We start from the raw sequence: 13,872 nt of genomic DNA on the forward strand, positions 1-13,872 counted from the left end.
CGCGGCCAGCAGCGCCGCCGCGGTGGAGATGTTGAAGGTGGTGACGGCACCGCCGCCCGTGCCGCACGTGTCCACCAGCCCGTCGCCGTCGACCGGGACCACCGGGATCATCGCCCGGCGGAGGGCGCGCACGCCGCCCGCGACCTCGGCCGGGACGGCGCCGCGGACGCGGATCGCGACCAGCAGCGCCGCCATCTGCACGGGAGATGCGCGGCCCTCCATCACCTCGCCGAACGCGCGCTCCGCCTCGGCCGCGGTGAGCGGGCGCGCGGCGGCGAGGCGGATCAGGTCGCCCAGGTCCGCGGCCGGCTGCGCATCTCCCGCGCTCACGCCGTCACCGAGCCGAAGAGACGGTCGGCGAGACGGGCGTGGTCCACCAGCAGCCCCACGCAGAGGGCGACCAGGCGAAGCTGCTCCAGCTCCGCGTCGTCGATGGTGCCCTCGCGGAAGTTGGTGAGGTTGAGCACGCCCGACACGCGCCCGCGGCAGGCCAGCGGCAGCGAGACGAAGGCGGTACCCGTGTACCACTCGTCGCGCACCAGCTCGTGCGCCCCGGCCTCCTGCGCGTCACGCACGACCACGCCGCTGCTGCTGCGCGCCACCTCGCCGGAGATGCCGCTGCCCACGGGGATGCGCACCAGCTCGTAGTCCACCGCGCTAGGAAAGCCGATCGCGGCGCCCACGCGCAGCTCGGGCGTGCCGCCGTGCGGGTCGAGGAGGAGGATGGAGCAGCGATGCCCCTCGAACGCCTCGCTCACGGTGCGGACGATCTCGCCCGCCAGCTCCTGCGGGGCGATGCCCTCGGCGTTGCGCTCCAGCAGGCGGCGCAGGAGGTAGAGGAGCCGCGTCTGCCGCCGGCCGCGGGTCGAGCGGCGGTCCAGCTCCACGTGCGCATCCATCAGCATCTCCGTCGCGGCGCCCGCGGCGTCCTCCATCGCGGCGAGCTTGCGGCTCATAGCGTCCAGCGCCTCGCGCGCTTCCCGCGCCTCCCGCTCGGTGGCGCGCAGCCGCTCGGACGCGGCGAGGGCGAGCCCGCCCGGCGCGGGCGCGGTGCCGCGGAGCGCGTACGCGCGGCCCAGGCAGAGCTCCAGCACGTCGCCGCCCGCCTGCACCGACTCGTCGCTGCGCTTCGCCTGCCACCAGCGGCGGGGCGAGGCAACGACGAGCACGCCCAGCCAGCGCCCGTCGTGGGCGATGGAGCGGGCGTGGACCCAGTGCTTGTCGGCGTCCACGCCCGGCAGCAGGTCCTTCATCACCCAACCCGGCATGCCGTCGGCCGGCCGCAGGGGACGGTCGCCGCCTGCGTCGTCGGCCAGCAGGGTGTGGATGCGCGAGGGCTCGAGCGAGAGCGGCGCGTCGTCCACCTCGCCCGACGCGTCGGGGCGGGTGCTCCAGCGGTGGACGAGCGCTTCGGTGGCGGCGTCGTACTCGGCATAGGCCACGCGGCGGCCTCCGCGCTCGCCCGCCAGCACGGGCAGGAAGCGGCGGAGGACGGTGTCGGTGTCCACCGCGTCGTGGAGCCGGGCGGAGAAGTGCATGAAGAGACGGGTGCCGCTGCGGGAAAACTGTTCTGGGGCAAGTCTTTGGATTCTAGACCACACCTTGTTGCGTGTCAATCGGCGCTCGCCCGCGGCGGGCCATGTTCCGCTCGCTTGACACCCCGCCCCGCCCCCCTAGCTTACCGCCCGTGACGAACGCCGACCTTCACCGCATCCGCTTCACCGTCCACTACGACGGCCGCGACTTCCACGGCTGGCAGGTGCAGCCCGACCGCCGCACCGTGCAGGGCGAGCTGGAGCGTGTGATCGCCAAGCTCACCGACGGCCCGCGCACCGTGCTGGGCAGCGGCCGCACCGACCGCGGCGTGCACGCCACCGGCCAGGTTGCCGCCGTGGACGTGCCCGTGCGCTGGAGCCCCGGCGCGCTTCACCGCGCGATGAACGCGCTGCTGCCGGACGACGTGTGGGTGAGCGAGGCCATGGCCGCCGCGCCGCGCTTCCACCCGCGCTACGACGCCATCTCGCGAAGCTACGTGTACCGCGTGGGCCTCTCGCCCGAGGCGGACTCGCCGTTCCGGGCGCGCTGGTGCTGGGCGCTGGCCCGCCCCGTGGAGCTGGGGGCGATGGAGCGCGCGACCGAGGCGATCATCGGCGACCACTCGTTCCGGGCGTTCGCCAAGGCGGGCCAGGAGGAGCGGGGCGACCGCTGCACGGTCACGGAGGCGCGGTGGGCGGACTGGGAGGGCCTGGGGCTGGAATTCCACGTCACCGCCAACCGCTTCCTGCACCACATGGTGCGCTACCTCGTGGGCACCCTGGTGGACATCGGCCTGGGCCACCGGCCGGAGGGCGAGATGCAGCTCCTCCTCGCCAACGACGAGGATCAGGAGACCTCGCCTCCCGCGCCGCCCGAAGGGCTGTTCCTGCGCGCGGTGACGTACCCGGCCATCATCCGCGACCGTGAGAGGCCGGGGCCGCGGCTGGTGGGGTGAGGGGCCCTCACCCGGCTCACCCGGCTCGCAAGGCTCGCCTGCCCTGAAAAGAAAGTGATCTTCGCGAATTCGCCGAAGTGGCGATGTAGCAACACTTTCATCCGCTAGGGTGAGCGAAGCTCGTGGACGACTCCCCCGCAAGCGGGGGAAGGAACGCCATTCGCGCATGCTCCGGCTGGGTATGGGTCGAGTACGCCTCCTCGTCGCCGATGCGGTGGCGACTCGCGTTGCGCGCTGCGGGAGGGGGCGTAGAGCGGAATCGGCGCGGACGCGAGGAACCTCGTCCGCAGGGCGACCGCAGTTCGTAGGCGCGGCAGAGCAGAAGCCAAATGTGCGCACTGAAGATACGGCAGCAGCCCGCGCAGGCGGGCTTCGCGCCATTGTAGCCCGCGGCTTCAGCCGCCAGGGCGATTCGCGGCTTCGACGCGCTCTCTGCACGCCGGGATTGCACCGCTGCTGTCCGATGATGGATGCCGATGGGGCCTGATCGGCGATTCGGCGGCGCGGCTTGGCATCCGCACCCCGGCGCGGCCTTCGGCATCTCACGCACGATGCCTCGCATCTCCCGAGAATCCGGACCGATGTCCAACGACCGATATTCCAATCCGCTCACGGAACGCTACGCATCTCCCGAGATGTCGTACGTGTTCTCGGCCAACTTCAAGTTCGGCACCTGGCGCAAGCTGTGGCTGGCGCTCGCCGAAGCGGAGCGCGAGCTGGGCTTGCCGGTGTCGGAAGAGGCGGTGGCGGCGCTCCGCGAGCAGGTGGACACGTTCGACCTGAAGCGCGCCGCGGAGCTGGAGCGGCAGCTGCGGCACGACGTGATGGCGCACGTGCACCACCTGGGGGAGCAGGCGCCGGCGGCGCGCGCGATCATCCACCTGGGCGCCACCAGCGCCGACATCGGCGACAACACGGACCTGATCCAGCACCGCGCGGCGCTGCGCATCGTCCGCTCGCGGCTCGTCGCCACGGTCGCGGAGCTGGCGAAGTTCGCGCGCGAGCACCGCGACCTGCCCACGCTGGGCTTCACGCACTTCCAGCCCGCGCAGCCCACGACGGTGGGCAAGCGCGCGACGCTGTGGATCCAGGACCTTCTGCTCGACCTGGAAGAGGTGGAGTTCCGGCTGGACACGCTGCGCTTCCGGGGCATCCGCGGTACCACGGGCACGCAGGCATCCTTCCTCGATTTGTTCGAGGGCGACGGGGCGAAGGTGGAGCAGCTCAACCGGCTGGTGGCGCACAAGATGGGCTTCGAGAAGGTCTACGGCGTCACCGGGCAGACCTACACGCGGAAGACCGACGCGGCGTGCCTCGCCACGCTCTCGGGCGTCGGCCAGTCCGCCTCGAAGTTCGCGAACGACGTGCGGCTGCTCTCCCATCTGAAGGAGGTCGAGGAGCCGTTCGAGGAGCACCAGATCGGCTCGTCGGCCATGGCGTACAAGCGAAATCCGATGCGGTCCGAGCGCATCAACGCCCTCTCGCGGCACGTCATCACCCTCGTGATGGACCCCGCGTTCACGGCCGCCTCGCAGTGGTTCGAGCGCACGCTGGACGACTCGGCCAACAAGCGCATCGCCGTGCCCGAGGCGTACCTGGCGGCGGATTCCATCCTGCTGCTGATGCACAACGTGGCATCGGGCATGGTGGTCTATCCGGAGATGATCCGGCGGCACCTGATGGACGAGCTTCCCTTCATGGCGACCGAGAACCTGATGATGCGCGCGGCCAAGCGCGGCGGCGACCGGCAGGACCTGCACGAGAAGGTGCGCGTGCACTCCATCGCCGCGGGGCACGAGGTGAAGATGCACGGCCGGCCGAACGACCTCCTGGACCGCATCGCCGGGGACGCCGCGTTCGGCGTGAGCCGGGCAGAGCTGGAGGAAGACCTTCGGCCCGAGCTGTACGTGGGCCGCGCCCCGGAGCAGGTGGACGAGTTCCTGGCCGAATGGGTGCAGCCCGTCCTCGACCGCTACCCCGACGAAGCCGCGGGGGCCGCGCCCGAGCTTCGGGTGTGAGGGCGAACCGGTTCCGTCCGCCTTGCGAGAGACGACGCCGAGCAGCATCCGGGCGACCGGCCATGCAAGCTGCACGACGCTGATGGAAGAAGTGCCGAGCGCCGCGTGGACTGTAGTCCGCGCGGCGCTTGCCGCATCTGCCATGAACCGCAGGTCGCGGACTCGGGATGAGAAAACGAGGACGTCGCATCTCACTCGTAAGCCTCTATCTCGGCACTCGCGAGAGGCGTATAATCTTCGCGCTCGCAAGCCGTACATCCACCGGCGGATGAGGTCGGTGGATGAATATCGACGCAGTGAACCCATCCCCCGAATCCGCCGAACCCGTCACGGCCGTGCCGTGCGCCTGGAGAACCTCCCATGTCCGAGAACACGGCTGCCACCGAAGCGCAGACCCCGTACGCCGAGCTGAAGACCCTGCTGCGGGAATCGGCCACGCTCCATTCCGTGGGCGCGCTGATCGGGTGGGACCAGGAGGTGATGATGCCGGAGAAGGCGGCGGCCTTTCGCGGCGAGCAGATGTCGCTGCTCTCGTCGCTCATCCACGAGCGCCGCACCTCGCCGCGCATGGGCGACCTGATCGCCGCCTGCGAGGCAGACGCCGGGCTGATGGCCGACGAGGGCGCCGCCGCCAACCTGCGCAACCTGCGCCGCGACTACGACCGCTCCACCAAGGTGCCCATGGCGCTCGTCCGCGAGTTCGCCGAGGTGACTACGCTGGGCATGCACGCCTGGCGCGACGCCCGCGAGCGAAGCGACTTCGCCGCCTTCGCGCCCTATCTGGAGAAGGTGGTGCGCCTGAACCGCGAGCGCGCCGAGTGCTACGGCATCCCCGAAGGCGGCGAGGCGTACGACGCGCTGCTCCAGGACTACGAGCCGGGGATGAGCACCGCCGGGCTGCGAAGCACCTTCGGGGCGTTGCGAGCGGAGCTGACGCCGCTCATCCGCGAGATCGCCGCGTCCGGCCGCCAGCCCGACACGTCCTGGCAGCACACGCCGCTGGCCGTGGAGAAGCAGGTCGCCTTCAACCGCGGCGTGCTGGAGCGCATGGGCTTCGACTTCGGCGCCGGCCGGCTGGACGTGTCCACGCACCCGTTCTGCGAGGGCGTGGGCCCGGGCGACGTGCGCCTCACCACCCGCTACCGCGAGGACGAGTTCGCCGGCGCCCTCAACGCCAGCATGCACGAGACGGGGCACGGGCTGTACGAGCAGGGCCTGCCCAAGGCGGAGATGCTGGGCCAGCCGCTCGCCGAGGCCGCCAGCATGGGCATCCACGAGAGCCAGTCGCGCTTCTGGGAGAACCTGATCGGGCGCAGCCGCCCCTTTTGGGAATGGGCGCTGCCCAAGATGAAGGCCGGTTTCTCCGAGCCCGCGCTGGAGCGGCTGGACGTGGACACCGTCTACCGCGGCATGAACGTCGTGCAGCCCAACCTCATCCGCATCGAGAGCGACGAGGCCACGTACAACCTGCACATCATGCTGCGCTTCGACCTGGAGCGGGCGCTGCTCACCGGCGACCTGGCCGTGGCCGACCTGCCCGCCACCTGGAACGACCGCGTGAAGAGCGACCTGGGGCTGGACGTCCCCGACGACCGCCGCGGCTGCCTGCAGGACATCCACTGGTCTATGGGCGCCATCGGCTACTTCCCCACGTACACGCTGGGCAACCTGTACGCGGCGCAGTTCTGGAGCACCATCCGCACGGCGCTCCCCGAGCTGGACGATCAGGTGCGCCGCGGCGAGTTCGGTGAGCTGCTGGCGTGGCTCCGCACGAACATCCACCGGCACGGCCGCCGCTACACCGCTCCCGAGCTGTGCCAGCGTGTCTCGGGAGCCCCGCTCAGCCACGAGCCCCTGGTCCGCTACCTCGAAGCCAAGCTGCGCCCCATCTACGGTATCTGATCGCGGCGAAAATCCGGGCGTTCGGTCGATGGACGGATGACGGTGGGCCAGGAGTTCGCGAGTGGAGATGCGACCGGATCCCATCCAGCGACCTTCCTCCAGCTGTTCGAATGCTCCGCCGTCTGAATCTTCCTCCCGCTGGATCCGGTAGATGCGGGGCGCGGATCTGGCATCTCGCCGCGCGTCGATCAACACACGGACGGAGCTTGGGATGGCGGATTGGAAGAAGCGGCTGACGGAGTTCGCGAGCCGCGTGGAGACCAACATCGACCGGCAGAAGGAGCGGCTGGGCACGGCCGTCGGCGGAGTCCGCCCGGCGCGCATCGAAGCGTACCGCGGCTTCGGCACGGCGGAGCGGGCATACGTGAAGGGGCGCGTGCTCCGCGTCCTTCCCCTCCCCGCCGCGGCCGAGGGCGACGGCGTGCTGATCAACCTGGCCGGCATGATCCAGCGCTTCGAGAGCGACGAGGTGCCGGGCGCGCGCGTGCTCGTCCGCTACCCCGGCAGCTCGCAGGAGGTGACGGCCGACGAGGAGGGCTACTTCGAGGCGTGGATCGAGCCGCGGCCCGCCTTCCCCGCCGGCCGCCTCTGGCACGACGTGGAGATGGCGCTGCTGCACCCCGTCGACGCCGCCGACCCGCCCGCGCCCATCCCGGCGCACGTCCTCGTCCCTCCGGCAGATGCGCGCTTCGGCGTGATCAGCGATCTGGACGACACGGTGGTGCGGACCGACGCCACGAACGCGCTGCGGATGGTGCGCAACGTCTTCCTGGCGAACGCGCGAACGCGAGTGCCCTTCCCCGGCGTGGCCGCGTTCTACCGCGCGCTCCAGCGGGGGATGGGCGGCGCCGCGGCGAACCCGGTCTTCTACGTGAGCAGCAGCCCGTGGAACCTTCACGACCTGCTCACCGAGTTCCTGACCCTGCAGGACATCCCCGTGGGCCCGCTCATGCTGCGCGACTGGGGGCTGAACGCGGACGAGGTGCTGCCCACCGGCCACGGGCGGCACAAGCTGGAGCAGATCCGCCGGGTGATGGACACGTTCCGCGCGCTGCCGTTCATCCTGATCGGCGACAGCGGCCAGGAGGACCCGGAGATCTACGCCAAGGTCGTGCACGACAACCCGTCGCGCATCCTGGGCGTCTACATCCGCAACGTCACGCCCGCGCCCGCCCGCGCGGACTTCATCCGCAAGCTGGGCGACGAGCTGCGCCAGGTGGGCGGCACCCTCGTCCTTGCCGACGACACCCTCGCCGCGGCGGAGGACGCCGCACGCCGCGGCTGGATCGACCCCGCCGCGCTCCCGGAGATCGGCCACCGCGCCGCAGCGGACGTGCCGACGGAGCCCACGCAGCCCGGCACCGCCCGCACCAACGACGCGCTGAGCACCGACCCACCGGGCTGACGGCGGCGCCGGGCGACTCTGAGCACGGGTTGACGCCGCCCGTTCGACGGCGTGCGAGGAGACGCCGATGCGGATGCCCGCGCTGCATTGTGCGACAGCGGACGGTGGCTAGATTGTGCCCTTCCCGAAGGCCCGCAGGCCTCACCCCATCCACGGCAGAGCATGTCCTCGTTCCTCTTCCACGCGCATTCCGGCCTCCGCTACCTCGTGCTGCTCGCGGCCCTCGTCGCGATCGTCTACCTGGGCTTCGGGCTGCTGACGCGGCGCGAGCACGACCGCGGCGCGCGCATCGTCATGTCCGCGTTCGTGGGGCTGCTGGACCTGCAGATCCTGCTGGGCATCGGGCTCGTCGCGACCGGGGTGTTCTACCCTGCGCTCATGGGCCACCTGATGATGATGGTGCTCGCGGCCGCTGCGGCGCACGGGCTCTCCGTCCTGTCGCGCAAGGCCGCCGAGCCGCGACGGCGGTACGGGATGGCGCTCGCGGGTGTGGTGCTCGCGCTGCTGCTCATCGTGGGCGGCATCACGGCCATCGGGCGCGGCGTCTTCTCCAGCCGCACGATGAGCGGCACGGGCCAGGCGCGATAGGGCGCGTGTCCACCGTCCTCGACACGGCTTCGCTCGGGCCGCGAGAGCGCTACCAGCTGCTCACTTCGCTGGTGGTGCCGCGGCCCATCGCATGGGTGTCCACGCGCTCGGCGGCGGGGGCGGCGAACCTGGCGCCATTCAGCTACTACGCGGCCATCTCGGCCACGCCGTTCCTGGTGGGCGTCTCCATCGGGCACCGGCCGCACGGGCCCAAGGACTCGCTGCGCAACATCCTGGAGACGCGCGCCTTCTGCATCAACGTGGCGACCGAGGCGCAGATGGCGGAGATGAACGCCACCTCCGGCGAGTACGGTCCCGAGGTCGACGAGTTCGCCCTCGCCGGCGTCCCGCTCGCCGAGGCGGAGGCCGTGGCCGCGCCGTACGTCGCCACCTGCCCGGCGGTGCTGGAGTGCCGGCTGTTCAAGGACGTGGAGCTGGAGGGCTCGCCCAACACGCTGGTCATCGGCGAGGTGGTCCGCGTCCGCCTCTCCGGCACGCTGCTGATGGTGGACGAGTCGCGCTTCGTGAGCACCGAATCGCTCCGCCCCCTCGCGCGCCTGTGGGGCGACCTCTACTCCACCATCGGCGACACGCCCGCCCTCGCGCGGCCCAAAGTGTAGCCCCGCCTCGGCCGGCGCACGTCCTCTGCTCTCATCGGATGCGGACGGGTGACGGGACGATGTAGATCGACGATCGGATGGTAGATGGAAACGAGATCGGCCGGGGATTCCTCCCCGGCCGATCTCGTTTTCACGTCTTCATCTCCGCCGCGGCCTCTCCCCCGGATGCGCAGGGAGCACCGCCGTGCATCGGTCGAGGCGCGGCGTTACGGCAGCGCCACGAACTGGCCCAGGAAGCCGCGGGCCGAATCCGTGTCCAGGCGGTAGTCCACCGTGGTCGAGCGGCAGTTGGTGTCGCCGGACGTGACGGTGGCGAAGATCATGGACGTGTTGCCGTCCATGAACTTGGGGCCGCCGGAGTCGCCGTAGCAGTCGCCGCCCTCGCCGGTGGCGGCGGTGTTCATCTTCAGGACCAGCCAGTACGGCCGCAGCGACATGAACGGCGACTTCGACACGTTGCGGCGGCCGTCGTACCCGAAGCTGGGCACGCCCGTGCGGCTGGCGCTGACCCCGTAGCCGACGTTGACGAACACGACGTCCTTGAGCCCGTTCTGCGCGCCCAGCGCGTCCAGGTAGCCGGCCGGCGGCAGCTTGAGCGGCGTGATGCCCTTGGTGGCCGAGGCGGGCAGGAACACCACCGCCAGGTCGTGCTCGTTCGCCGTGTCGTGGCCGTACAGCGGGTCGAAGCGGAATCCGGTGGCGGCGATCACGCCGATCTTGCTCGCGTACAGGTCCGGCGAGAACGACACGTACAGCTGCGCGTTCGCGGGCAGGAACTCCACGCAGTGCGCGGCGGTGAGGAACACCGTGGGCGAGATGAGGCTGCCGGTGCAGTCCTCGTCGTTCCCGTTCAGCACGTGGTTGCCGTCGAAGTCCACCAGCAGCGCGCCCACGTTCGGGTACGAATTCCCCGCGTACGTGCCGTTCACGATGCGGCTCGCGCCACCGTCGCGCGGCGAGGCGGTGGGCGACTGGTCCGCGCACGCGGCGGCGAGGAGGAATACGGCGAGTGCGGCGGCGGATCGTGCAAGTCGCATGGCTGGCTCCGGGAGGGGTGAGGGTGCAACGGGAAGGCGTGGCCTGCGCCGCCGCTCCATTGCACGCACGGGGCCGAAGATGCGCACCCGCTCGAGCCGCCCGCTCCGAGCGGCACTCCGCCGCGTGGTCCTGGCCACGCATCCTACGTCTATCCCCTTACGCGTACGGCGGATGCGCAGATCGCACACGCTTCGTCGTATCGGCTTCCAACCAATGATCACTTTCCTCCGAGCCGCGATCCTGAACATCGAAGCTTCCGGCAGTGTGCACCGGGACGAAGCGCATACGCACCAAACCAGGGCGGCGCCCCATCATCCATCCTCACGATGATCGCGCGTCGTAGGGTCTGCGCGAAGGGCGGACGCTTGACCTCGCGGCAATCGGCGGCAATCATGTGCCATCCCGCGCGGGCGGTGGAGGAGCGCCGGCGCAACGACCCGTCACGCGAGGAGGGCTGCATGCGGAAGCTGAGGCTGGACATGGATGCGCTAGTGGTGGAGACGTTCGAGACCGCGGCCGTGCGCTACGGCACGGGCACCGTGCACGGCGCGAGAGTGGCGGTGCTCGGCTACGGCAGCGGCGACAGCGACTGCGGCAACTGCCACTCCGACGACCCGTGCACCGGCATCCCCATCGACACCTGCACCTGCGGCTGCGGCGACGTGCTCATGCCCGCCCAGCCCGCGGGCGTCGCCGAGGCATCCGGCTGCGCCGCGACCTCGCCATGCACCTGCATCCCCATCGAGACCTGCTCCTGCTCGCCAGGCTACTACTGAGCCCGGCAGACGCCAGCACGCCCGGGCAGGAATGGGCAGCGTGGTGGAGCACAAAAGAGAAGACCCGCACGGCCAGTGGCCGCGCGGGTCGTTTCCATCGTGTACTGTAGTGCGCTCCGCAGCGGCCAGGCCGACGTTACCGCGAGCCGCTACGCTGCCGGAGCACCGGCTTGGACCGCGTTCATCACCGAATTCGGCGGGATTGCCTCGAGTTGCTCCAGCAATTCGTGGAAGTTCCAGATGTTGTGTCCCGCCGTGAGCTGCCCGTCCCGAATACGTACGAAGCCGGCACCGTCCACCTCGCCAGTGTGACCGTTCCGGTGTGTGGCCTTCAGCCGGCAACGGTACGCGGCCCGATCACCCTCCGAGATCACCTCTTCGACGGTTACGTAGAGGGCGGGAAAGCCTGCGAGGAAAGCTTGGTGGAACTGCTTGAACGCCTCGCGGCCATGCGTTGGCGCAGGCAATCCGAACGCCTCGACCTCATCGGCCATCATCTCGTCGATCGCCTCTCCGCGCCGCTGGTTCCACACCTCGTCGAACCACCGGCGGATCAACGCCTCGTGCTGTTCCGACATGGTGAACCTCCGCTCCGGTGCGTGGAAGTGTCGCTGCCGATCCGTACCCGCCTACGAGCCCACCAGCGCATCCACCCGCTTCGCGCTGAATCCCGCCGTCGCGTGCTCGCCCTTCACGATCACGGGGCGGGTGACGAAGGTGTACTCCTCCCTCATCAGCTTCACCATCTCGTCTTCGGAGAGCTCGCGCTCGTGGAGGCCCAGGGCGCGGTACTTCATGGCGCGCTTGGAGAAGAGCTTGTCCACGCCACCCACCTTGCGGGCCAGCTCGCGCACCTCGGGCTCGGTGAGCGGCTGCTCCTTGAGGTCGCGGAACGAGCCGATGCGCACCTCTTTCTGGTGCAGGTAGTCGACGGCCTTCTGGCAGGTGGTGCAGTACGGCAGCCAGAACACGTCCACGCCGCCCACGTTGTCCTCGGCCGGGGCGGTCACGAGGCGGCCCCGGCGGCGGCGCGCGTGGAGGCGTGCTGGGCGCACAGGCCGTGCACCTCGTCGTCGGTGAAGGTGCGGGCGGCGCGCTTGGCGGCGTCGAACACGTGGTGGCTCAGGTCGTCGTCGGCGCCGTCGTAGCCGTGGGCGTTCAGCCAGTAGCGCACGTTGCTGAGGCCGCTCATGTGCGAGATCTCGATGCGCTGCTTGAGGCCGAACATCCCCGCGGGCACGCCGGAGTAGATGCGGTCCGCCAGCCACGCGTCGCCCTTCGCCTCGGCCTTGATGATGGCGGCGGCGTGCACCCCCGTGCCGGTGCGGAAGGCGTCCTCGCCGAAGACGGGCCAGTTGTACGCCAGCGGCACCTCGCAGGCGCGGGCGGCGACCTCCACGTACTCGGCGAGCTTGGACAGGTCGCCCTGGTGCATGCCCAGCAGCGCGAAGTTGACCAGCAGCAGGTCCATCTCCGCGTTGCCGCAGCGCTCGCCCACGCCCAGCGCGGTGCCGTGCACGCGGACGGCGCCCTCCTCCACCGCGGCCAGGCAGTTCGCCAGCCCCAGCCCGCGGTCGCGGTGGCCGTGCCAGTCGATCTTCACGTCCTCGCCGCTGGGCTTCACGATCTCGTCGCGCACGAAGGCGACCAGGCGGCGCACGCCGTGCGGGGTCGCGTGGCCCACCGTGTCGGCCAGGCAGATGCGGCGGGCGCCGCACGCGATGGCGGTGCCGTACAGCCGCTTCAGCACCTCGGGCTTGGCGCGCGTGGTGTCTTCCGTCACGTACATCACCGGCAGCCCCTCGCTCACCGCGAAGCCCACGGCGTCCTCGGTGGCGCGCAGCATCCGGTCCACCGTCCAGTCCTCGGCGTACTGGCGGATGGGGGAGCTGCCGATGAACGTGGCCGCCTCGATGGCGATGCCCACGCGCTGCGACACGTCCACGATGGGCTGCACGTCCGCGCGCACGGTGCGGGCGGCGCAGTTGGGCGAGACCGGCAGGCGCTCGTCGGCGATCACGCGGGCGAGCGCCTCCACGTCCTGCACCGCGCGCGGCCCGGCGCCCGGCAGCCCGATGTCGGCCGAGGCGATGCCCAGGTCCGCCATGAGGTGCAGCAGCCGCACCTTGTCGCCGATGTCCGGGTCGGTCACGGAGGGCGACTGCAGCCCGTCGCGCAGCGTCTCGTCGTTCAGCTCCACGCGCAGGGTGTGGTAGTCGAAGCAGCCCGGCAGGGTGTTCCAATCGTGGATCAGGTCGCGCTCCTGCATGCGATCCTCACGGATGAGATGGAATGCGGCGGTACGTCTGCGGCGCCCTCGAACGGTCGTTCGTCCGTGCGAGCCCGCTCGCGGCGGAAGTTAACGCTCGCCACGGCCCCCCGAAACCCGCGCCCGCTCCCCGCGCGACTTTCCCGCCAAGCCGCGCCCGGCGTGTGGCAAACGCCCATTCGGGAGATGCGACCCGTTCTACCTTGCGATCTCGGGACGCCACCCATCTCCACTTCGGCAGATGCCGCGCCCGCCGCCGCGGCGCATCGCCCGATGCGTGGCGGTCGCGCCGACACATCCGGAAACGCCCGATGACGAGCCGCCTCACATCTACCGAGTCGCTGATGTGGTGTTTCAACCAGGCACCGTCGAATCGACCTCCGCGCATCTGCCAAACCGCTGCGCATCCGCCGAGTAGCCGACGCAAGCGGATGATCGGCGCCCAGCGGCAGATTGGTGTCTCCCGATCCCCAGCTTCCAATCATCATCTCTCGAACACCATCTTCCGACTTCCGTCTTACGATCCGCATCTCCTGTCCTGGAATCGACATGCAGATCATTGGGAACCCATCGGCTGGCTATCCAACGACGGTGAACGGGGTAGATGGAGCGCACCCTTGCTCGGAGTCGGCGCATCGATCCGTCGATCCGGTGCGGGACGTGGACGTGGAGCGGTTGATCGTGACGCGGGGACGCTTCGTTCGGATGCGGCGAAAGTGGGGAGACGAGGATGCGGAAGGAGCCGAAGAGCGGGGCCGTGTCTGG

13 protein-coding genes are annotated in these 13,872 nt (G+C 70.4%); 7 read left to right on the forward strand and 6 right to left on the reverse strand.

Annotation, left to right across the window (positions count from 1 at the left end; translation table 11 throughout):
- Positions 1 to 330 (reverse strand): hypothetical protein (locus VFE05_18670; protein HET6232105.1); only part of this gene is annotated, 330 nt, incomplete at its 3' end.
- The gene (locus tag VFE05_18675) at positions 327 to 1,538 is read right to left on the reverse strand and encodes a GAF domain-containing protein (protein HET6232106.1); all 1,212 of its coding nucleotides are present in this window, start codon (positions 1,536 to 1,538) and stop codon (positions 327 to 329) included. The genes VFE05_18670 and VFE05_18675, both read right to left, overlap by 4 nt.
- Before the next feature lie 149 nt (positions 1,539 to 1,687).
- On the opposite strand from VFE05_18675, the gene truA reads away from it, so the two are divergent.
- The 6 genes from truA to VFE05_18705 all read left to right on the forward strand — a co-directional run bounded on the left by truA (position 1,688) and on the right by VFE05_18705 (position 9,024).
- On the forward strand, positions 1,688 to 2,491 hold the full coding sequence (gene truA / locus VFE05_18680; protein ID HET6232107.1) for a tRNA pseudouridine(38-40) synthase TruA: 804 nt from the start codon (positions 1,688 to 1,690) through the stop codon (positions 2,489 to 2,491).
- 581 nt (positions 2,492 to 3,072) lie between these two features.
- Entirely contained in the window at positions 3,073 to 4,509 is a 1,437-nt protein-coding gene (purB, locus tag VFE05_18685; protein HET6232108.1) for an adenylosuccinate lyase, read from the forward strand.
- 360 nt (positions 4,510 to 4,869) lie between these two features.
- Positions 4,870 to 6,411 carry a carboxypeptidase M32 gene (locus tag VFE05_18690; GenBank protein ID HET6232109.1) on the forward strand — a complete coding sequence of 514 codons (1,542 nt, stop codon included), beginning with the start codon at positions 4,870 to 4,872 and terminating at the stop codon, positions 6,409 to 6,411.
- Between the two features lie 211 nt (positions 6,412 to 6,622).
- Positions 6,623 to 7,816 (forward strand): phosphatase domain-containing protein, encoded by a 1,194-nt coding sequence (locus VFE05_18695; protein ID HET6232110.1) that lies wholly within the window; start codon positions 6,623 to 6,625, stop codon positions 7,814 to 7,816.
- Between the two features lie 162 nt (positions 7,817 to 7,978).
- Positions 7,979 to 8,404 (forward strand): hypothetical protein, encoded by a 426-nt coding sequence (locus VFE05_18700; GenBank protein ID HET6232111.1) that lies wholly within the window; start codon positions 7,979 to 7,981, stop codon positions 8,402 to 8,404.
- Positions 8,405 to 8,409: 5 nt separating this feature from the next.
- Positions 8,410 to 9,024, forward strand: coding sequence for a flavin reductase family protein (locus VFE05_18705; protein ID HET6232112.1), 615 nt, complete (start codon positions 8,410 to 8,412; stop codon positions 9,022 to 9,024).
- A gap of 206 nt (positions 9,025 to 9,230) precedes the next feature.
- Here the strand turns inward: VFE05_18705 and VFE05_18710 are convergent, their stop codons facing one another.
- Complete coding sequence (locus VFE05_18710; GenBank protein ID HET6232113.1) at positions 9,231 to 10,061, reverse strand: trypsin-like serine protease; 831 nt, start codon at positions 10,059 to 10,061, stop codon at positions 9,231 to 9,233.
- Between the two features lie 459 nt (positions 10,062 to 10,520).
- Here VFE05_18710 and VFE05_18715 point away from each other — a divergent pair, with 459 nt between their 5' ends.
- The gene (locus VFE05_18715) at positions 10,521 to 10,838 is read left to right on the forward strand and encodes a hypothetical protein (protein ID HET6232114.1); all 318 of its coding nucleotides are present in this window, start codon (positions 10,521 to 10,523) and stop codon (positions 10,836 to 10,838) included.
- Positions 10,839 to 10,987: 149 nt separating this feature from the next.
- Here VFE05_18715 and VFE05_18720 read toward each other — a convergent pair whose 3' ends face one another.
- Genes VFE05_18720 through VFE05_18730 form a run of 3 tightly spaced genes read right to left on the reverse strand, consistent with a single transcriptional unit; the run spans position 10,988 to position 13,107 of the window.
- A complete protein-coding gene (locus tag VFE05_18720; protein HET6232115.1) occupies positions 10,988 to 11,416 on the reverse strand; it encodes a nuclear transport factor 2 family protein in 429 nt (142 codons plus the stop codon).
- Between the two features lie 51 nt (positions 11,417 to 11,467).
- Positions 11,468 to 11,848: an arsenate reductase family protein gene (locus tag VFE05_18725; protein HET6232116.1), complete on the reverse strand. Its 381-nt coding sequence runs from the start codon at positions 11,846 to 11,848 to the stop codon at positions 11,468 to 11,470.
- Positions 11,845 to 13,107, reverse strand: coding sequence for a LeuA family protein (locus tag VFE05_18730; protein HET6232117.1), 1,263 nt, complete (start codon positions 13,105 to 13,107; stop codon positions 11,845 to 11,847). Before VFE05_18730 ends, VFE05_18725 begins: the two co-directional genes overlap by 4 nt.
- Positions 13,108 to 13,872 lie beyond the last annotated feature (765 nt).

Source organism: Longimicrobiaceae bacterium (assembly GCA_035696245.1).
In the GTDB taxonomy this organism is placed as follows: domain Bacteria; phylum Gemmatimonadota; class Gemmatimonadetes; order Longimicrobiales; family Longimicrobiaceae; genus DASRQW01.